Annotated in this window: 21 protein-coding genes; 1 reads left to right on the top strand and 20 read right to left on the bottom strand. The window is 45.2% G+C overall.

All coding sequences use genetic code 11. From position 1 onward, the window contains the following. On the top strand, nucleotides 1–1,146 hold the full coding sequence (locus ACYVIY_RS13910) for a glycosyltransferase family protein (RefSeq protein WP_460976955.1): 1,146 nt from the start codon (nucleotides 1–3) through the stop codon (nucleotides 1,144–1,146). On the opposite strand, the gene ACYVIY_RS13905 is transcribed toward ACYVIY_RS13910, so the two are convergent. The 20 genes from ACYVIY_RS13905 to ACYVIY_RS13810 form a co-directional block, all read right to left on the bottom strand. Next, on the bottom strand, nucleotides 1,135–1,965 hold the full coding sequence (locus ACYVIY_RS13905; RefSeq protein ID WP_460976954.1) for a Rossmann-fold NAD(P)-binding domain-containing protein: 831 nt from the start codon (nucleotides 1,963–1,965) through the stop codon (nucleotides 1,135–1,137). The two genes, ACYVIY_RS13910 and ACYVIY_RS13905, sit on opposite strands and share 12 nt — an antisense overlap. A 3-nt stretch (nucleotides 1,966–1,968) precedes the next feature. Further along, on the bottom strand, nucleotides 1,969–2,979 hold the full coding sequence (locus tag ACYVIY_RS13900) for an outer membrane beta-barrel protein (RefSeq protein ID WP_460976953.1): 1,011 nt from the start codon (nucleotides 2,977–2,979) through the stop codon (nucleotides 1,969–1,971). After that, nucleotides 2,976–3,899 carry a hypothetical protein gene (locus ACYVIY_RS13895; RefSeq protein ID WP_460976952.1) on the bottom strand — a complete coding sequence of 308 codons (924 nt, stop codon included), beginning with the start codon at nucleotides 3,897–3,899 and terminating at the stop codon, nucleotides 2,976–2,978. The genes ACYVIY_RS13900 and ACYVIY_RS13895 overlap by 4 nt, the downstream gene beginning before the upstream one ends. Beyond that, nucleotides 3,868–4,473, bottom strand: coding sequence for an RNA polymerase sigma factor (locus ACYVIY_RS13890; protein ID WP_460976951.1), 606 nt, complete (start codon nucleotides 4,471–4,473; stop codon nucleotides 3,868–3,870). Before ACYVIY_RS13890 ends, ACYVIY_RS13895 begins: the two co-directional genes overlap by 32 nt. A 104-nt stretch (nucleotides 4,474–4,577) precedes the next feature. Next, nucleotides 4,578–4,955 carry a DUF983 domain-containing protein gene (locus ACYVIY_RS13885; protein ID WP_460976950.1) on the bottom strand — a complete coding sequence of 126 codons (378 nt, stop codon included), beginning with the start codon at nucleotides 4,953–4,955 and terminating at the stop codon, nucleotides 4,578–4,580. Continuing rightward, nucleotides 4,906–5,121, bottom strand: coding sequence for a hypothetical protein (locus ACYVIY_RS13880; protein ID WP_460976949.1), 216 nt, complete (start codon nucleotides 5,119–5,121; stop codon nucleotides 4,906–4,908). The genes ACYVIY_RS13885 and ACYVIY_RS13880 overlap by 50 nt, the downstream gene beginning before the upstream one ends. Nucleotides 5,122–5,193: 72 nt before the next feature. Further along, on the bottom strand, nucleotides 5,194–5,736 hold the full coding sequence (locus ACYVIY_RS13875; RefSeq protein WP_460976948.1) for a DUF420 domain-containing protein: 543 nt from the start codon (nucleotides 5,734–5,736) through the stop codon (nucleotides 5,194–5,196). A gap of 10 nt (nucleotides 5,737–5,746) precedes the next feature. Beyond that, nucleotides 5,747–6,457, bottom strand: a complete 711-nt coding sequence (locus ACYVIY_RS13870) for an SCO family protein (RefSeq protein WP_460976947.1) — start codon at nucleotides 6,455–6,457, stop codon at nucleotides 5,747–5,749. Between the two features lie 3 nt (nucleotides 6,458–6,460). Then, complete coding sequence (locus tag ACYVIY_RS13865; protein WP_460976946.1) at nucleotides 6,461–6,790, bottom strand: cytochrome C oxidase subunit IV family protein; 330 nt, start codon at nucleotides 6,788–6,790, stop codon at nucleotides 6,461–6,463. Nucleotides 6,791–6,804: 14 nt separating this feature from the next. Further along, nucleotides 6,805–7,602 (bottom strand): cytochrome c oxidase subunit 3, encoded by a 798-nt coding sequence (locus ACYVIY_RS13860; protein ID WP_460976945.1) that lies wholly within the window; start codon nucleotides 7,600–7,602, stop codon nucleotides 6,805–6,807. Nucleotides 7,603–7,617: 15 nt separating this feature from the next. Continuing rightward, nucleotides 7,618–8,208, bottom strand: coding sequence for a cytochrome c oxidase subunit 3 (locus ACYVIY_RS13855; RefSeq protein WP_460976944.1), 591 nt, complete (start codon nucleotides 8,206–8,208; stop codon nucleotides 7,618–7,620). Nucleotides 8,209–8,214: 6 nt separating this feature from the next. Then, the gene (cyoE, locus tag ACYVIY_RS13850; protein WP_460976943.1) at nucleotides 8,215–9,093 is read right to left on the bottom strand and encodes a heme o synthase; all 879 of its coding nucleotides are present in this window, start codon (nucleotides 9,091–9,093) and stop codon (nucleotides 8,215–8,217) included. A gap of 1 nt (nucleotide 9,094) precedes the next feature. Next, nucleotides 9,095–10,114, bottom strand: a complete 1,020-nt coding sequence (locus tag ACYVIY_RS13845) for a COX15/CtaA family protein (protein WP_460976942.1) — start codon at nucleotides 10,112–10,114, stop codon at nucleotides 9,095–9,097. Further along, the gene (locus tag ACYVIY_RS13840; protein ID WP_460976941.1) at nucleotides 10,089–11,972 is read right to left on the bottom strand and encodes a cytochrome c oxidase subunit I; all 1,884 of its coding nucleotides are present in this window, start codon (nucleotides 11,970–11,972) and stop codon (nucleotides 10,089–10,091) included. The genes ACYVIY_RS13845 and ACYVIY_RS13840 overlap by 26 nt, the downstream gene beginning before the upstream one ends. Nucleotides 11,973–11,999: 27 nt before the next feature. Beyond that, on the bottom strand, nucleotides 12,000–13,121 hold the full coding sequence (locus tag ACYVIY_RS13835; protein ID WP_460976940.1) for a cytochrome c oxidase subunit II: 1,122 nt from the start codon (nucleotides 13,119–13,121) through the stop codon (nucleotides 12,000–12,002). 19 nt (nucleotides 13,122–13,140) lie between these two features. Further along, nucleotides 13,141–14,451, bottom strand: a complete 1,311-nt coding sequence (locus ACYVIY_RS13830; RefSeq protein WP_460976939.1) for a quinol:cytochrome C oxidoreductase — start codon at nucleotides 14,449–14,451, stop codon at nucleotides 13,141–13,143. A gap of 90 nt (nucleotides 14,452–14,541) precedes the next feature. Next, nucleotides 14,542–15,147: a c-type cytochrome gene (locus ACYVIY_RS13825; RefSeq protein WP_460976938.1), complete on the bottom strand. Its 606-nt coding sequence runs from the start codon at nucleotides 15,145–15,147 to the stop codon at nucleotides 14,542–14,544. A gap of 14 nt (nucleotides 15,148–15,161) precedes the next feature. Then, the gene (locus ACYVIY_RS13820) at nucleotides 15,162–15,695 is read right to left on the bottom strand and encodes a DUF3341 domain-containing protein (protein ID WP_460976937.1); all 534 of its coding nucleotides are present in this window, start codon (nucleotides 15,693–15,695) and stop codon (nucleotides 15,162–15,164) included. A 76-nt stretch (nucleotides 15,696–15,771) separates the two neighbouring features. Continuing rightward, a complete protein-coding gene (nrfD, locus tag ACYVIY_RS13815) occupies nucleotides 15,772–17,202 on the bottom strand; it encodes an NrfD/PsrC family molybdoenzyme membrane anchor subunit (RefSeq protein WP_460976936.1) in 1,431 nt (476 codons plus the stop codon). A 119-nt stretch (nucleotides 17,203–17,321) separates the two neighbouring features. Next, nucleotides 17,322–20,432, bottom strand: coding sequence for a TAT-variant-translocated molybdopterin oxidoreductase (locus tag ACYVIY_RS13810; RefSeq protein WP_460976935.1), 3,111 nt, complete (start codon nucleotides 20,430–20,432; stop codon nucleotides 17,322–17,324). Nucleotides 20,433–20,483 lie beyond the last annotated feature (51 nt).

The following is a 20,483-nucleotide window of genomic DNA, read 5'->3' as shown; positions in this document are numbered from 1 at the left end:
ATGCGTGTTTTATTCATTATTCAAGGGGAAGGACGTGGGCACTTGACGCAGGCGCTCTCGCTAGCTCAAATACTAGAAACGGCAGGCCATGAGGTTACTGGCGCAATTGTCGGCATAACCGCTGAACGTAACGTACCTCTCTTTTTCACTGAAGCGTTCACGGCCCCGATTATTCCCATTTTTAGTCCGGGATTGGTATACAACGCTGGAACGAATGAGTTGCAGCCTTTTAAAACCACAGTAAAAGCAGTTCGTTGCATGCGCTCTTTCTGGCGTAGCCTTAAGGCAGTTCATAAAGAGATCAAAACGCAGCAGCCTGATGTGGTCGTTAACTTTTATGAAATGCTGGGCGGTCTTACGTATGCATTACTGAGACCATCCGTTCCAATGGTCTGCATAGCACATCAATATCTCGCGTTTCATCCTAACTTCCAGCGCCCAAAAGGCCAGTGGTTTTATGAACAAGCGTTCAAACTTAACACACGACTAACCTGCTTTGGTGCTCGGGAGCTGCTGGGGCTATCGTTTGATAAGCAGGCTGACGAGCCGGACCAACGGTTACGTATCGTTCCGCCTTTGCTTCGGCAGGAGGTTACCGAACTGAAACCTGTTCAGGGCGATTTTTTGCTGGCTTACGTTACGCAGCCCGGTTTGAAAACGGAGCTACTAAAAGCGCATCAACAACACCCAAGCGTACGTATCGACGGATTTCATTCGGGAACAGCCCTCCCCGATCAGATAGCAGATGAGACGCTTACTTACCATGCGATCGATGGTAAGCGATTTCTGGACTATATGGCTCGCTGCAAAGCGGTTGTTACAACGGCCGGTTTTGAATCAGTATGCGAAGCGGCTTATTTAGGTAAACCGGCCCTCATGATTCCACAACCGAACCACTTTGAGCAGGCTTGCAACGCGCTAGATGGTCAACGCGCTGGTGTCGGTGTTGCGGCTGACCGATTCGACCTCGACCGGCTGTTTAGATACCTGCCCACGCATGATGCAGATGTTAGCGAACGATTCCGAGACTGGCATGCACAAGGCTACTTCTTGTTTTTAGCTTCGTTGAACCGGGCGGCCGCTTCTGCCAGCACTCCTTCAGGTAGTTTCTTCCGAACCCGGGTACGGCAACTATTACGCTATTAACTCGTAGTAAAAATCTAATGGATCGGGGTATTGAAAGACATAGTCTGTGGCCTTAAGCAGCTTTTCGGGCGATATCACCTTGTAAGCAACGGGTTGAGCCGGGGTTATAAACGTCGGTAATGAATAGCCGAAGTCAGCACAGCTTTTTCGGTAGATAGCCTCTCGTGTAGGATGCTCCGGCGAGATTGCATTGAAAACGCCGGTAATCTGTTGTTCAATGATAGTCTGGAGAATGTTTATTGCATCATCACGATGTAGGTAATTGACCGGCACATCACCGCTGTCGACCTGTTTACCAGCAACGTACTTACCTGGTATACGATCGTACCCCATCAGTCCGCCACAGCGCAGAATGGTTACTGACCGATCAGCAGCCAGCGCCTGTATGGCCTGCTCGGCCTGAACCAGTGCTGAAGCAGCCGCCTGATCCGGTACTACTACGTCTTCCTCAACCATAATTCGGTTTAACTCAGGATATACCGAAGTTGAACTGACGTAAATTATGTGCTGAATAGCTGACTCGCGAATGGGTTCGATTAGATGCTTAATTTGTTTAGGGTGGAAATCATCACCCATCTTACCAGCCTTAGGCGGTATATTGAGGATTAGTACATCAGCTATCAGCAGGTCCTGCAAATCACCAATTGGCTCCGGGCTTAACTTTAACAGACGCCCTTCAATACCTGACTGGTTAAGCACTGCTAGCTTTTCAGCGGAGGTTGTGCTGCCTTTAACGGTTTTGCCTCCCCTTATGAGCTTTTCTGCGAGTGGCAAACCAAGCCAGCCGCACCCGATAATTGATATTGTTTGACTGCTCATACGCTAAAATCCAAACCCAAAACTTAGCGCACGAACGTCCGGACCTTTACCGGGCGCAAACAAGGGGCTTAAATCATATTTGATAAAAAAGTCAGCTCTTTTGATGCCTATATGAGCCATCAGACCATACCGGTAATTATTCAGCCCAAAATTTTCATGACGACGATCTTTCTTACCATCAGCCTCCTTTATTTTTCGGTAACTATCAAGCCGGTAGTTTACAAAGCCACCTAAGCCAATATGACCAAGCTTGCGCCCTGAGCTATTATAGAACGTAACCCGAGGCACAACAGGAATACCGATCGTACAAACCGTTAGTTTGCTTTTTTGCAGATCCCGGCCAACATCCGTAAAGACGACACCCGTAGGAGTTGTTTCTGCTACGTTGTTTCCCTCGAACATGAAGTTATTCCAGGCTACTTCAATGCCATAATACAGTTTCAACGAAGCGCGTTTACCTTTAATAAGTGTCGGCTTAGCGCCCATAGCCAATGATACGTAACGCGACCCTATGGGACGTAAGTCGTAACTATCTTCCGGATAACCAGGATTAGGCCCTTGTTGAATAAAGCTGTTTAAGCCTATGCTCCCGCCATAGTCAAAATCCCAGCTTTTGTTTCGGTTCTTTTTCCGCTCTTTCTGATAATCCTGATCCTGTCTTTTTGTTGAATCGGCCTTTGCGTCATCACTTCCATTTATAACAACCGTCACACCATCTTTTTTCTTAGTGATAACTAGCACCGTGTCTTTAAGATAGCGTTCACCATCCTGCGAAATAGCCGTTTGCCCACCAGGTACTGAATCGAGTTTCATACCCATTTCGCGTACAATCTTATTCAAGTCGTAGTTTGACAAAGCCTGAATCCCCGCTTTATCAGGTGCATAAATCACCAACCGGGTTCGGTTCGCAAACCGAATGACCAGAGAATCGGCTGGACTACTAGCTATTGCCTGTGATACCGCAGTTATTGCCAGGAAAAGAAGCACGACGGCTTTACGCAAAACATCACTCATTGTTTCGCTGATTTATCTTTATCTAAATTGTGTTTAAGACCGTTGTAAGCACGCCCTAACAAACCGCGTTCCTCATCGCCAGTGTTATTGTCCCGGCGGGCAAAAACCTCTCCCTGTCTAACCCGATTGATCTGCTGCCAAAGTCCGCCTGACTTTGGTTCATTGTCTACCCGCGCAGTGGCGATTGTCGCTGTTTTTTCGGCCATTGTCTCTTTACTAATTTGGCGAGCAGCGACGAGGGTTTCAGGTTCGCCAATCGTAACCACCAACACCCGCTCGCTCGTTACGGCTGGTTTTGCCGTATTCTCCGCAAATTGGTCAACTGGCTTCACAGAGCTATTTGCTGTAGGCGCTGTCATGTCACCCTTCTGCAGCTTATCAGTTGGTACTGACTGGGCTAACGTACCGTTTTCTGCTTGAGCCTGCCCTGTTTTCAATACACCTGTTTTCGGTTGTCCGATTACAACGGTCTCTTCCGTATTTTGCTCAATAGCGCCAAACGACTTATCCGAAACTGCTAGCTGCTCCCGACTAATTTTCTCATCAATACCAGTCGGAGTTGCCGTTTCGGGTTCCGGACGTTGAGTCGGAGCAGTGTCAGACGATTGAAGCGATTGAACTTCGTTAGCTGGCTTTTGTGTGGGCGGTTGATTCGTTGCTACCTGACCGTCAGTACCTGCTCTCCCATTTTTTGTTTGATACAGCCAGCCAACCAGACAGACTAAAACCAAACAGGCAGCAATGGCCATATACCGCTGAACAGATGGATTTTGCCAGAACACGACCCGTGGAACTGAGTCACGTTGATTCATACGAGCCTGCAACCGCTCAAAACTATCTGAGCGTGGCGTTAACGACATTTGCCCTAACTTACGGGTAAACAAATCGTCAATTGGCTGTTTTTCGGGACGTTCTTTCATAGGATGCAGTTAAACGTTCTGATTCCTGTTCTATTTTCTTGAGATTGGCTTGTAATAACGCACGAGCCCGACTCAATTGAGACTTTGATGTTCCTTCTGTAATGCCGAGCGTTTCGGCAATTTCAGCGTGCGAATATCCTTCTATGGCATAAAGGTTAAATACAGTTCGGTAACCGTCCGGTAATTGATTCACGATACGCAACAGTTCATTTTCATTCAAGGCAGTATCCGCCCACTCGTAATCTGGTTCAACCAGTACGTCATCGATTGATACTTCCTGTCTCCACTGCTTATTCTTACGCAGAAACATCAGCGACTCGGTGACCATAATCCGGCGAATCCATCCCTCGAAGCTGCCATCTTCGCGGAATTGACTTACTTTCTCGAATACCCGCATAAACCCATCGAGCATTACCTCCTCGGCATCGTCCCGGTTGGCACAATAACGCGTACAAACAGCTAACATTTTGCCAGCATACCGATCATATACGACCTTGTGAGCACGGTTTTCACCCTGCTTAAGCGCCTTAATTAGCTGCGCTTCAGTCGTAAAAAAGGGTATAATTCGTAGCATGCTACTCGCTTAGGTTCAATAGCAAGATGCAAAATAAGACAGGTAAGGTTGCGTGTATTGCTTAAAATTTTTGACAAAAATAAACTGGCGTAAAAAAAGGGCTTCTAAAGCCCTTTTACGTAATGGATTCCTGCTACGTAATGTAGCCAGATTACTCTCGATACTCGAAAATTTATGGGCGCAATCAATACCATAACTGGAGCGATAACACCCACATATACCCATCCATCCGGATCACCAGCCAGATAGAACAGTAAAAAACCGATGACTAAGGCAACACCACCCGAAATTGCATAACTCACAAACATAGCCCCGTAGAAGTAGCCCGGCTCGACTTCGTAACGCAACTCACAATGGGGGCAGTGTTCGTACATATCGTCAAAGCCCTTGATTGAATAAAACGGCTTTTGAAAAATTTTGCCTTTCCTACACCTAGGACATAGCCCGTTTAACGCGGCTTGCAATTTCGAGACGTCTTCCATGCTCCAGTTTGCTATTCCGATACCACAAATAACCAATCGAAGCAACAATCAGGTACGGAATAATCAGTAAGTATACAATGCCAAAATTAAGCTCGGAGGCAATAACACTACGTCCGTTACTAACCGTACTTTCAACGGTCCCCCGGCACATTGCGCATTGTGCCATTAGATCTGGTGTAACCGTTAACAGTACAACCACTATCAACCAAAACTTCCAGCGTTTCATCGATTTTATAAGTTAATGAACGTAATAAGGTTTAATCATCAAATACACTATTACGCCGGTTATGCTTACATATAGCCAAATTGGGTAAGCCCATTTTACCGTTTTTTTGTGCTTCATAAACTGACCGCTTATGGCAAAGTAAACAGCTCGAAGAACAAACCAAACAACGACGACTGATAGAACAATATGCGAAATAAGCAGAAAGTAGTAAACCGGTCGTACCCAGCCTTGCCCCCCAAACGGAGTCGAATCATTCGTCAGGTGATAGAGTACATAGCTGACCAGAAAAGCAGACCCCAGCGCAAACGCAGTCAACATCGTACGTTTATGCGCCTGTACGTTCTTTTGGCGGATAAAGTACAATCCGACTAACAATAAAACAGACGTTAACGAATTAATTATGCCATTCATATGCGGCAAGTACGTAGTCCAACTTCCTAAATCAACTTTCTGTCGAATGCCTAAAAGAACAGCAACTGCAACCGGAATGGCTATTGACAAAATGTTAATAACACGGTTTGCTTTTTGCTCCTGAACAGGCTGTAGCACTTCCATATACGATTAGTTATTGCTTACTGTAGATATCGAGTAACACTCTGATTTCCAGCACAAGTCGGTCGACGTCTTCTTTATCCGTTCCGTCGTAGAACCCTCTTACAATACCTTCTTTATCTACCAATACCAACTTTTCGCTGTGGATAAAAGTTTCGTCTGGGTCCCCGTCTTTGACACCAGCATCAACGGCTGGCAGGTAGTATCCATGCATAGCCAGATCATAAATGTTAGCTTTCGGGCCCGTTAGAAAATACCATTTGTTTGGAATGGCTTCATATTTCTGAGCATACGCTTTTAATTGAGCTGGCTGGTCATGTTCAGGGTCAACCGAATGTGATAGCAAAATTATGTCGGGGTTATTTCGGAAGATGTTTTGCACACGAGTAAGCTGCGAAGAAAGTTTAGGGCAGATTGATACGCAGCGAGTGAAGAAAAAATCTGCTACGTATATTTTGCCTTTCACTACGGACTGGTCTATAACCTTACCGTCTTGATCAATCAGTTTAAACGGTGGTATATGGTTATAAAGCGTATCTAGAATCTCACGCCCATCCGGTAGCGTTATCTTGCCCATTAAGGGTTCTCCCTTTGTCGAGTCGATCTTTGGGAGATAGCGTGGCAATACGTAATGATTCTGCGAGCCAAACCGCAGGAATAGATACAGCAAAGCCGGGACCAGCAGTGTTACGAGCAGGATCCCGGCTTTTCTAGATGTTGTCATGCTTTACCTAAGTTGGAAAATCGAACCGCCTTCTGTTAAAAGTGCAATTAACAACCAGACGATAAACAGCACTGGAAGAGTTATGGCCCATATTAGGCTTTTTACCTCATGTTTCAAGTGCATAAACTCGCCAACAATATAGAACGCTTTAACAAGCGTCATACCTACGAAAATAGACGTACGCAGGGTTCCAGCATGCATTAAGTACGCGAGGGCGAATTCAAATGCGGTTATTACCGATAGAATAATAAACGTACGCCAGATTACTCCTGTTTGGGCTGGAACGTTTTCGGTTCCAGCGTGATGTTCATTATGATGTGCGTGATCAGCCATAGTTAATTACGTTATCAGACCAGGTAGAAGAAGGTGAATACAAATACCCAAACAAGATCAACAAAGTGCCAGTAAAGACCTACTTTCTCAACCATCTCATAATGACCGCGACGATCATATAATCCCGTTGCAGCCCGGTAGAAAATCAGGATATTCAAGACAACTCCACTAAATACGTGCGTGCCGTGGAAACCCGTAATGAAAAAGAACAAATCTGCAAAAGCCGGAGGACCATATTGGTTTTCGACAAGGTTTGCTCCAAAAATGGTACGTTGAATAGTCTGTCCGCCAACAAGCTCGCTGATAACAGTACCCGTTTCTGTTCCATGAATAAAGTGCGACCACTCCCAAGCCTGGCTGCCTAAGAACGTAAAGCCCCCCAATATAGTCCACAACATATACTTCTCTACGTCCTTGCGATCCATCCGGTGACCAGCTTCTACAGCCAGTACCATTGTTACGCTACTGAAGATGAGAATAAATGTCATGATACCGACGAAAATCAGCGGAGCATCGACACCATGCAAAAACGGCACTGCATTGTAAACTTTTTCCGGAGTTGGCCAGTACAAATTGGAAAACTTGAATACTTCGCCATAGATGGCAGGATCCCAGGCCGGATAACTATATCGAATCAGACCGTACGTTACTAATAACGCTGAGAACGTGAACGTATCTGAAATCAGGAAAAACCACATCATCAACTTGCCATAACTGGCATTCATCGGCTCGACACCACCCATCCAGGTTTTCTTGTCGAACGTTCCAGCTGATTCTGTTGCTACGGTGTTTGTCGTCGCAGTAGCCGCCATGCGTCTAAGAGATTATCAATGAAAATAGACTAAAAAGAAAAACAAATACAGCCAAAGAATGTCTAAAAAATGCCAGTAAGTGGCCGCAATTTCAATTTGATTCAAGCTTTTCGCGTGTATACGAAGTCTAAATGCCGCCACCAACGCAAATATCAATACAACTAAGCCCGATATTAAATGGAAACCATGCAAACCAGTAAAAATGTACATGAACGAACCGGAGGGATTGCCAACGAAAAAAACCTTTTCATCAACTAATTCAACCCATCCCTGAAACTGCATGTATAGAAACGCGATTCCAAGTGCAAAAGTAATAGTTATTGCTGTCTTCAAACCGGCGAAGTTGTCTTTTTTTGCCGACACATACGCCCAGTGCATTGTCAAACTACTTAGCACTAGGACTACAGAGCTATAGCTAAAAACCGCAGGAATATTATATTCCAGCCAGTTACCCTCTGCCCGTCTTACTAAGTAAGCACTAGTCATTGCCGCAAAGAGCATGATTATACTCACAATAAATAACCACAATATAAACTTGCGGGGATTCATTGAGAGTGTCTCTTCCGGCTCTTCAACTATTGAAATGTCATTTACTAAGTCACTCATGATTCGTTATACTTTATCTAACAAGTAAACAATCTGTACGATTGGTAAGTAAAGCAGCGATCCAAACATCATTTGTAATGCGGCTTTATCTGTACAGGTTCTCATTAAGTGAAACGTTTGCGCTAAAAACAAGATTCCGCCAACCATAGCTACAAGTGCAGAATTGATACCGGTTACCCCCAAGAAATAAGGTAGCCAACCAACTGGTATCAAAAACAGTGTATAGACCATGATACGGAATGCGGTCTTTGTGGTTTTACCACTACCAGGCATCATCTGGATGCCTGCCTTTTTGTACTCGTCGAAGGCTAGCCAGCCAATTGCCCAAAAGTGCGGAAACTGCCAAAAGAACTGAATTGCAAACAGAATACCCGGTGCCCAGCCATAATGATCTGTAGCTGCCACCCAACCAATCATTGGTGGAAAAGCACCTGGTAAAGCACCTACAAATACTGCAATCTGACCTTTTCGTTTCAGTGGGGTATAAACAAATCCGTACAGCAAAAGAGATAGAACAGCTAAAGCAGCAGCTCGTACATTAAATACTTCTACGAACAGGTAGCAAGACACACTAAACAAGATGAGTGCAAAAACAGCGGCTTCGTTAACTGTCAAACGACCTGTTGGTAAGGGTCGGGTAGCCGTGCGTTTCATTAATTTATCAGAATCTTTTTCAATAATCTGATTAATAATGTTTGCAGCCCCTGTTATGGCTATAGATGCAATAGTAAGCACGATAATTTTCCACCATTCAATATGATCAGCAGCGAGACAATAGCCAAAAACTCCAGAAAATACGACAGCTAGCGTTAGCTTTAGCTTTACTAATTCTATGTATGCTTTGACCTTAGTATTAATAAGGCTTAAGCTCATTACTTTCTCCATGCTATACATTTAATAAGCCCTGCCTATATTCAGTCAGCTTATGAGTAATCATTGTAGGTCTTAGAAGTAGCCATGCTGTAAACTGCAAGCCGATCAGTAGTATAGCCAACTCCAAGTGAATTGGTTGCGCTACAGCGGGTACAGCAAAGTATGCCATTACTACGCCTGTCAGAACTTCTATTACGATAGTGATTAATACGGCTGTATACAACGTATTAAGTAAACCCTTAACCTTAAGTTTATACAGCTTGTAGGTTACTACTCCCTGAAGCGCCAGCACTATAATCGAAAACGATCTGTGTATGTAAAAGCGCCAATCAAGATTACTAATCCAGCTTTCTCGTTGATTATAACCCAGAATCTTGACTGACTCGTCCAGTGCTTCTCTAACTTGAGTACCAAGTGTTATCTGTACAAATGAAACTACAATTGTTAGCACCAAAAATTTACTTAAAGCCGAACGTTGATCGTTAGCTACTTGTGTTTGTATCAGCCCTTTATAAGAACGAGCAACTACAAATAATAAAGCAAAGACAACGAATATAGCAAGCAACAAATGAAGAGAGATCATGTGTTGCGCTAACTCCGTTGCAACGACGCGAGAACCAAGCCAACCATTTAAACCTATGAGGAAAAAGGCTGCAAGGCTTCCCCAGAATACTAATTTATCCTTTTTAAGGTAAGGAATAGATGCCAGCAATGTGGCTAAAACAAAGAAACCGGATAATACGCCAAGTAAACGATTTACGTATTCAATCCAGGTTTTAGTAGCGTTAAACACTACTTCGCCTTTAAGCTTCGCTCCATATATTTCCTGATAATTTGGAGGCAGTTGAGAAGCTTCAGTTGGAGGAATCCAGCGGCCAAAACACTTTGGCCAATCAGGACAGCCCATTCCGGAGCCTGTTCCTCTGACGATACCGCCTGCCAAAATAAGCAGGTATATAATAAGTACTGTCAGAAGAGCAAGACTCCGGAATCGACGTTCACTGGTATTAGTGAGGTTGTTTGAACTGGTCATTCAAGTTCTGTGCCTCAATCTCTTTCTCAAGCGAAATCAACTCATTCTCATGTGGAAGGTTTGACTCAGGAGTTTGAGAGTATGGCACGTTTTGAGGGATGAAGTCATCCTTAGCGCCTGGCTTGCTATAATCATAAGGCCAACGATACACAGCCGGAATTTCACCCGGCCAGTTGCCATGCCCTGGATTAATTGGAGTTGTCCATTCAAGTGTGTTCGACTTCCAAGGGTTCTGAGGTGCTTTCCGACCTCTGAACAAGCTATAAACAAAGTTCCAGATAAACACCCACTGCGCTGTGAATGTAAATATGGCAGCCAAACTGATGAAGCTATTCATATCATTGAAGATATTCTTCGTGAAGTCATAGCTCGTAAAGGCGTAGTACCGACGTGGAAACCCAGCAATACCAATATAATGCATCGGGAAGAATACTAGGTATATACCGATGAAGGTTAGCCAGAAGTGAACGTACCCAAGCTTCTCGTTCATCATACGCCCAAACATCTTAGGGAACCAGTGATAAACACCAGCTAGCAGACCGAATGCAGACGCAGCGCCCATCACTAAGTGGAAGTGAGCAACTACGAAGTACGTATCGTGCAGCTGAATATCTAATGCCGAGTTACCAAGAATCAGACCGGTAAGCCCCCCCGAAATAAAGAATGATACAAGACCAATCGAGAATAGCATTGCAGGCGTGAAACGAATGTTACCCCGCCATAGTGTAGTGATGTAGTTGAACGCTTTAACCGCTGAAGGAACAGCAATGATCAGCGTCAAGAACATGAAGATTGAACCCAGGAAGGGATTCATACCTGTCACAAACATGTGGTGAGCCCATACGATAAACGCTAAGAACGCAATTCCCATCATTGAGGCAATCATAGCACGGTAACCAAAGATTGGCTTACGAGCGTTTGTTGCAATGATTTCCGAGGTCATGCCAAGAGCAGGAAGCAATACGATGTAAACTTCAGGGTGACCTAAGAACCAGAATAAGTGCTGGAACAAGATAGGGCTACCACCTACGTTTGGCAATGCTTCACCATTTACATAAATCTCTGATAAGTAGAAACTGGTACCAAAGCTGCGGTCAAAAATTAACAATAATGCAGCTGACAGTAACACAGGGAATGAAATCAGACCGAGTACAGCTGTCAGGAAGAAAGCCCAGATCGTTAATGGAAGCTTACTAAATGACATCCCCCGTGTCCGCAGGTTGATTACTGTCGTGATGTAATTGATACCACCCAATAATTGCGATACAATGAATAGGGCCATACTTACCAACCAATACGTCATCCCTGCTTGGGAACCAGGGTGCGCTTGTGGTAATGCACTAAGTGGTGGATAAACTACCCAGCCACCCGCTGCCGGTCCGGTCTCAAAGAACAAAGAAACGAACATGATAATACTAGCCATGAAGAAGAACCAGTATGATAACATGTTCAGAAAACCAGATGCCATATCACGGGCACCTACCTGAAGTGGGATCAGAAAGTTAGAGAATGTTCCACTCAACCCAGCGGTAAGTACAAAGAATACCATGATGGTACCATGCATTGTCACCAGGGCAAGGTAGAAGTCAGGATCTAGTTTTCCTGATTCGTTAATCCAGCTTCCTAGAATAGGACGTAAGAACTCTAACTTCATGTCGGGGAAGCCCAACTGAAGCCGAAACATAACCGACAAACTAATGCCAATAACCGACCAGATAATACCAGAGATCAGGTATTGCTTAGCAATAGTCTTGTGATCTTCCGAAAAAATGTATTTGCGCCAAAAACTTTGCGGCTCATGATGCTCATGCTCAGCGTCATGAGCTATGGTTGCCGTGTTAGCTGCTGCAATCGCCATAGTTTTGGTTTGTTGTAAGTTTATTAATTAGCGGATGGTAGCTTTCGCCACGGACACCCCTCCTTGTTGATTTAACGCTGTTGCACTATCAGCTGGAGCAGCGGTTTCTTCTACTGGAAGATACTTGGCTGCTTTGGCTTTTAAATTGGCAGGAATACGAGCAGCTAATTCAGGTGTTGAAGACAATAAAGGCTTCTGCTCTTTACACCATGCTTGCCAGGACGCTTCATCTTCAACAATTAAACGGATACGCATTGAGAAGTGTCCACGACCACAAACCTCTGTACAGGCAATTTCGTACCCAAAGTCCTGATTCCCCGTTAAGTTGCGCATCTCATCAGTTGTTTTATCAGCAACGAACCAGAAGCGTGTAGGCATACCAGGGACGGCATCCATCTTCACCCGTAAGTGTGGTATAAATACACTGTGTAATACATCACGAGCGCGGATTTTCAACAATACAGGCTTATTTACAGGAATATGTAATTCCGTTGTAGATGTGAAATCATCAAACGAAGCTTCGTCTGTATAATCGATACCTGTATCATTGCTATTATCAATCAACTTGTAATTGTAAGCGCCCAGTTTATTGTTATCTACACCAGGATAACGAACGATCCAGTTGAACTGCTTACCGACAATCTCAAATACCTGAGCATCTGCCGGAGCTTCAGACATAATATCCCGCCATGCACGCCAGCCGGTAAATACCAGCAAAGCCATAACAATGGCTGGAATCACCGTCCAGATCAACTCTAACTTGTGATTTTCTGGATAATACGATGCTTTTCTGCCTTCTTTATACTGATAGCGCCAAGCGAAGATGAACAACAACGCATTGGTGACGAAAAAAGCAGCCACGATGATTGCCATTGATAACCAGAACAAGAAATCTGTCCGACGGCCGTGTGGGGAGGAAGCTTCAGGCAAGAAATAATGAGAAGCATGCAGGTAAGACCAAACCGCTCCAACCACCCCTAAGATAAAGAACACCATAAATAACGCGCCATTGATGCGGTTACTTATCCCTATTCGATCTTCATCACCTACTGTACCACTTGCGTTCTTTATAACAGCGGCCATTCTTGAGACGACTAGAATCGCCAGTCCCAAAAATATTACCGATAACAGAGCGACTATATAAACCATGTTGTAATCGGATTATTAATTAAATGTCGTGGTGCAATGTCTCTTCTAACATTGGATGATTCTTTGCAATCAGATTCGCTTTTGATAATTGAGCCGAAATCGACCACATGAACCCACAGGCAAATATCAGAATCATGCCAAACTCAATCGGACCGAAGCCAGCATGTTCACCAACGGTGCCTGGCATGATATTAACGTAGAAGTCAAAGTAGTGGCCGATGATAATTCCCCAGGCAGCTAGCTTCAGGAATATGTACGTGCGCTTCGCATCTCTTGTCATCAGAACAAGGAATGGAAAGACAAAGTTTAGGAAAATGTTAATGAAAAATGGCGCTTTATAGATACCACCATATCCGCTAAAACGCTCTCTGTAGTAGATGGTTTCTTCGGGTAAGTTGGCGTAATAAATCAGCATGAATTGAGCAAACCATACGTAGGTCCAGAAGATACTGAAGGCGAACATAAATTTGCCTAGGTCGTGCAGATGGCTCTCATTAACAACCTGTAAGTAACCCCGTTCTTTTAACGTAACAACGGTAAGTGTTATAATCGCCAGACCTGTTACGTGCCAGCTCGCTAACGTATACCAACCAAACATCGTACTGAACCAGTGCGTGTCAATAGACATTACAAAGTCCCAGGCCGACGTAGAAGACGTAACAGCGAAAACAACCAAGAAAGCGGTCCCAAACTTTATACTTTTTTCGTAATACTCCGTTCCTCCGTGTAAATCTTCTTGTAAAGAGAAGTTACGCAGCATACGCCATAGTACATACCATAACGTAAAATATAATACTACCCGGATCAAGTAAAACGGAGTATTCAGGAATCCCTGCTTCCCAGCAATAATAGGATCATAATCTACACTTGTCTTATCATATAAGCCAGGATTCGTCCAATGGAACAAATCATGCCCTGCGAGGAAGAACACAGCAAGGACTACGACACCCATATAAGGCAGATATGCAGGCATTGCTTCGGGAATACGTTTGAATGCTGACGACCAGCCTGCCTGAGCCAAATAGTTATAGGAGATAAAGAACATTCCTATAACTGATGCTCCTGTGAAGTAGATGGCATTTAACCAAATGTTCGCCCATAACCGGTTTGTCCATTTATAAGCGTGGTGGCCGCCATCATGCCCTTCACTAGCACCTACACCATGGACAACCTCATGAGTTTCGTGACTGCCAACCCCCGACGCCAACAGAAATGCGCCGATAGCCACCAGCGCAACTCCGGCTCCAATGCCGATAATTAGTCGACGTTTAGATTCCGAAGTAAATTCAAATTGCTCGTCTAAGGACGGAATTGCGTGAGCCGATGCCATTCTTGTTTATTTATCAAATACAGAATTTACCAAATTTCTTGAACCAAGACACCTCACACTACTATATGTGAAGGCTAAGCTTATAAAACGTTACCCTTGTTGCAGCTTGTGAACGTATTGTACGATTTTCCAGCGCTCTTCCGGCGTCATCTGTGAACCATGAGGCCACATACGACCTTTGCCATGTGTGATTACGTGAAAAATATGACCGTCGTTCATCGACTTATAGGCATCGGCAGAATAACTAGGAACCCCCTTGTATTCTTTGCCAACTAACCCATCGCCTTTGCCACCTTCACCATGACAGTGTATGCAGTACCGGCTATACAGCAGTTTGCCTTCTTCTAAAGACTTATCTGTTTGAGGAATTGGGTTGGTCAATACACGTTCAGCCAATCCAATGCTATCCTTAGGAATGTTGTAGATCATCAGATCAGTACTAGCACTATCGCCTGTTCCAAACGTTGTATGATAGTTTGGACGAGCCACCGTACCACGAGCCGGAGCTCGCATGTTTAAACCTTCCGGATTAATCGAGTTCGCTCTTATTTGCTTATAAGGCTCATAAGGAACCGGATCGTACATCTGTGGCGCAAATTCTGTCCCTGTATCATTGTGGTCATCCTGGCATGAGGTCCCCATGACAATAATACCAACGATAGCCAGCAGAGCGACGCCTGTATGTTTAGTTATCATTTTCATCTCGCGCGTTAGAACTGCTTTACGTTTACTTCGGCAGCTCCCGAATTTTTCAAGATTTGTTCAATATCGCCTTCTGCTAACGTATTCTTGCTCATGTCGATAGCCATAGCAAACTTGTTATCAGTTGTGCGCAAGTCAAACATCAACGGCTTCACAGTTGGCCCAAGGCCATTTGAAATTAAAAACGTACCGACCATGCCCAAGGCACTTATTAGTACGGTTAATTCAAAAAAGATTGGCACGTAAATGACCGGCGAGTATGAATCCTTCCCGCCTACAATCATAGGCCAGTCTATGCCTTCAGTATAAGCAGTCAAAAGACCGGCTAGAGTTGTTCCGGTTAAGCCAAATAAGAAAGCGGCAATACCTAAACGAGTGCGGGGATGACCAAGCGCTACATCCAGACCGTGAATTGGAAATGGGCAATATACTTCATGAATCCGAACGCCGGCTCCTTTTACGTCTTTAACGGCTTTCAACACTACGTCGTCATCGTCATAGATGCCAACCAGGAATTTGCCATTACCATTTACATCTGACATATTCAGTAATTATTGGTTGAGGTGTTAGTTTGCAGCCTACAGATGAGAGATCTATAGACTGCAAACCTCTTGTTCTTTATTCAGCGTCTTTGTTAAAGGTCGGGTTAGTAACGCGTTCACCTTTAGCTACGCCCGATACAGAGACTGGTAGTTTTTCTGACGACGACTTGATAATTGCTTTTACTTCAGCCATGTTCACTACTGGTAAAAACTTCGAGAACAGCAGGAACAAGGTAAAGAATAAACCGAACGAGAAAATGTAATCACTGATGTCAAATAAAGTTGGGTGGAACATTGCCCAGCTAGATGGCAAGTAGTCACGATGCAGCGACGTAACGATAATTACAAAGCGCTCAAACCACATACCAATATTCACGACTACAGAAAGCGTAAATGTCCAAACGACGCTCCGGCGAATAGCACGCGACCAGAATAGCTGCGGAGAGATTACGTTACAAGTCATCATGGCCCAGTAAGCCCACCAATATGGACCAGTTGCCCGGTTGATAAACGCGTAACTCTCAAATTCAACACCCGAATACCAAGCGATAAAGAACTCAGTTAGATAAGCTACCCCTACAATAGAGCCTGTAAGCGTAATAACTTTGTTCATCGACTCAATGTGCTCAACTGTAATGTAATCTTCGAGTTTGAAAACGACCCGAATAATCAGCATCAGGTTTTGCACCATGGCAAAGCCAGAGAAGATAGCACCCGCCACGAAGTAAGGAGGGAAAATAGTAGTATGCCAGCCCGGAATAACCGACGTAGCAAAGTCCATACTTACAATAGTGTGTACGGATAGTACCAGCGGAGTAGATAGACCAGCCAGAATCAAGCTTATATACTCATAACGAGCCCAAGTCTTAGCCGAACCGTTCCAGCCTAGTGAGAACGCGCCATAGATGTAACGAGATACTTTGCTACGAGCCCGGTCACGAATAGTAGCCAAGTCAGGTAGTAAACCCATGTACCAGAACACCAGCGATACAGTGAAGTACGTACTGATGGCAAATACGTCCCAAACGAGTGGAGACTTGAAGTTAACCCAAAGCGACCCCCATGTATTTGGCAGCGGCAACGCCCAATATGCTAACCAGGGGCGGCCCATGTGCATCAAGATGAAGCTGGCTGCGCAAATGACGGCGAAAATCGTCATAGCTTCAGCAGCCCGGTTAACCGCTGTCCGCCACTTTTGACGGAACAACAAAAGGATGGCCGAGATGAGGGTACCAGCGTGACCGATACCTACCCACCAAACGAAGTTGGTGATGTCCCACGCCCAGCCGACAGTTTTATTTAAGCCCCACACGCCCAAGCCTTCCCACCAGGTCCAGAACACGCAGGCGGTTCCGTAGAGTAGCACAACCACCGAGATAGTGAAAGCAATCGTCCACTCTCGCGTGGGTCGGCCTTCAACCTGTCTGCTGATATCCTCTGTCACGTCGGCATAGGTCTTGCCACCGGTGACGAGGGGAGTTCTTACGGCTGATGTTACATGCGACATATCCTTACTAAATTTTATTTTCTTTTTGCGATAAACGATTTACGAACTGTGGTACTACGTTGTTTTTTGGTACCGTAACTAAACTGCACAAGCAGCTCTATCGCAAACCATCATTTATGTTATACTTGCGATTCCTGACGTGTTTTCTGCTGTGGTTCTTCGTCTTTGTTCCGAATCTTGGTCAGATACGAAATCTGAGGACGCACATTGATCTCTTCCAACACATGGAATGCCCGACCTTTTATTTCCGTCTCCATAACTTTAGAAACAGTGCTTTCAGGATTGTTTAAGTCGCCAAAAATGATAGCATTTGTTGGGCAGGCCTGTGCGCAGGCAGTTTGAATTTCGTCAGGCATTGGCCGACGACGTTCTTTCTTCGCTGTAAGCTTACCTTCCTGAATCCGCTGAACACAGAATGAGCATTTTTCAATAACCCCCCGTGAACGTACCGTTACGTCTGGGTTCAACACCATTTTACCAAGATCGTTGTTAAAATGATAGTCGAAGTTATCGTTATCGAAATACTTGAACCAGTTGAAACGACGTACTTTATAGGGGCAGTTGTTCGCGCAGTAACGCGTTCCAATGCACCGGTTGTAGGTCATTTGGTTCAGTCCTTCAGTGCTGTGCGTGGTCGCCAATACCGGACACACAGTTTCGCAAGGTGCATTGCTGCAATGCTGGCAAAGCATTGGCTGGAACGTTACTTCCGGATTAGCCGAAGCAACCTCCAGTTCTTTCACATCCTCCGGATCAGCATCACTGCTATAATAACGGTCAATCCGGATCCAGTGCATCTCACGACGCATGATCACTTCATCACGTCCAACAACCTGAATGTTATTTTCTGATTGACAACCGATCACGCAGGCATTACAACCGATACATGAGTTCAGGTCAATGACCATCCCCCACGAGTGGTTAGGCTTACCGTAGCCATGCCAGAGCGTAATGTTGGTGGAAGCAGTTGGGCCCTCAGACGTTTCAACTTTAGGCGTATACCGACCCGCCATTGGGTTCTTCTGATAATCGGCAAGTTTTGCTTCCTGCAAAACCGCGCGACGTCCCATAACGGTCTCGTGTGTTTGCGTCTGTGCAATTTCACGAGTACCGCTTGCCTTTTCAACTTTAGCGTTAACTGCAGCAAAAGATACGTAGCCGTTTACCAACGTAGCGAACGGGAACGCATTTTTACCAACACCATTTGCTGATTTACCTGCTTTCTCACGGCCATAACCAACGGCTACTGAAACCGTATTATCAGCTTGACCCGGTTGAACTAGAACTGGCAATTCTATTGACTTACCGCCAACCGATACAGTAACAAGATCGTTTTGGGCTAAACCTAAATCATTTGCTGTTTTCTGAGAAAGAGCAGCATAGTTGTCCCAGCAAGCTTTGGAAACCGGATCAGGCATTTCCTGTAACCAGGGATTATTTGCCATGGAGCCAACCCCAATACTTACCTTCTCATACAGAGCCAACTCCATACCCGATGTCGGTTTGTACCGTTGGGTAATGCCGCTTGCTGCCTGTGCTACGTTGCCTGTAAATGCGGCACCAGCTCCTGCAGCAGCTTGGCCCTTATTCGGTTCAAACACACCATCGTGCAAACATTTGATCCAGAAAGCATCAAACGAGTTAAACCCAGACGCTAGAGGATAATAAGTAGTCCGCCAGAAGTTCTTCAGGTAGTTCTGATAGTCGTTCGGTTTTCCAGCCCACGTTAGCAAACTCGATTGAAACTGGCGAGTTTTGAAAATATGCGTAATGGCAGGTTGCATCAGGCTGTAAAAGCCTTGCTTTGGCTCAGCATCATTCCAGCATTCCAGGAAGTGAGGAGCAGGCGTAATGTATTTTGCCAGGGAAGCCGTTTCATCGGCACGCTCCGCAAACGAGACAGAAAGAGCAATCTTTGGTAAAGCCTCTGCTAACTCTGCCCCCCGGGGATGATCATAAACAGGGTTTGCAGCAAAAAACAGAACTGCACCTACACGACCTGATTTCGCTTCATCGATAAAGGCATTCATCTGCTGATCATTGCCCTGACGATAGTTGACCGGTGTGTTTATATCGATCGTTGTTCCGTAGCTACCCAGTAAATTGTTCAGCGCGTTTACAACGATCTGAATATTTGGGTCATTTGAACCTGATACAACCAGCGCCCGACCACGCGAACGAGCCAGATCAGTAGCCGCTTTATCAAGATACTGTACATCAACGGAAGCCGAGCCAGCAGGAGCACTACCTAATTTCTGCGCCACTTTGTTGTAAAGCGCCAGTGCAACCAGTCCTTCCTGAGATGGCTTATATGTCCCCCGATAATCTGCATTGGCACCAGTCATCGACATGTTTGTCTCAAACTGATAGTGCCGCGACATCGTTTTTTTACCGCCACCAACAGCACCGATCTTACGACCTGATGCATAAGGCTTAGCGTATTCCAAAGGAGCAACCCACGTACCGAGGAAGTCAGCACCGAGACTAACAACTGTCTGCGCTTTGCTGAAATCATACGAGGGAACTACTGCTTTACCAAACGACGCCTGGTTTGCCTGCGTAATACCAAATACCGAGTTAGCATCGTACATGATGTGACGTGCCGTCGGATATTTCGTAACAAAGTCAGCTATAACTGCTTTAGTAGCCGGGCTAAGAATAGTAGATGTTACAATCCGAATCGCTCCGTTACGTGATGCTACTGTATTTAATTGGTTTACAATTTCGCGGTCAGCGGTAGACCAGTCAATGGCGGTTTCCCCACGACGTGGACCGTTCAACTTGTCTATATCATATAAGGAAAGAACAGAAGCCTGAACACGGGCGGTTGTGCCTCCTTTAGAAACGCTTGACAGCGGGTTACCTTCAATTTTAATTGGTCGACCTTCGCGGGTTTCAACTAAGATGGCAGCGTAGTCACCGCCGTCTATATAAGTTGATGCGTAATAATCAGAAATTGTCGGGAATGTAAACTCCGGCTTATTGAGATACGGGACAGCTTTGCGGACCGGAGTTTCACAGGCAGCAAGTGATACAGCTGCCATACCAAAGCCCATTACTTTTAAAAAATCACGGCGTTGGGTATTCGAACCGCCCAGCAGACCATCTAGGCCATCCGACGATTCGCTCGAATCAGGATTAGCAAACTCACTCTCGGCGTTCTTTACGAACGTCGCGTCATTGCGCAGCTCCTCAACCCCTTTCCAATACCGTTTAGTTGTATTTTCCATGCGTGTTGTATGCGGTATGATACCCTATTGGTTAAGCCGACCTAACGAGGC

It is taken from the genome of Spirosoma knui, assembly GCF_054780635.1.
This window is presented reverse-complemented; position numbering and strand designations above follow the sequence as displayed.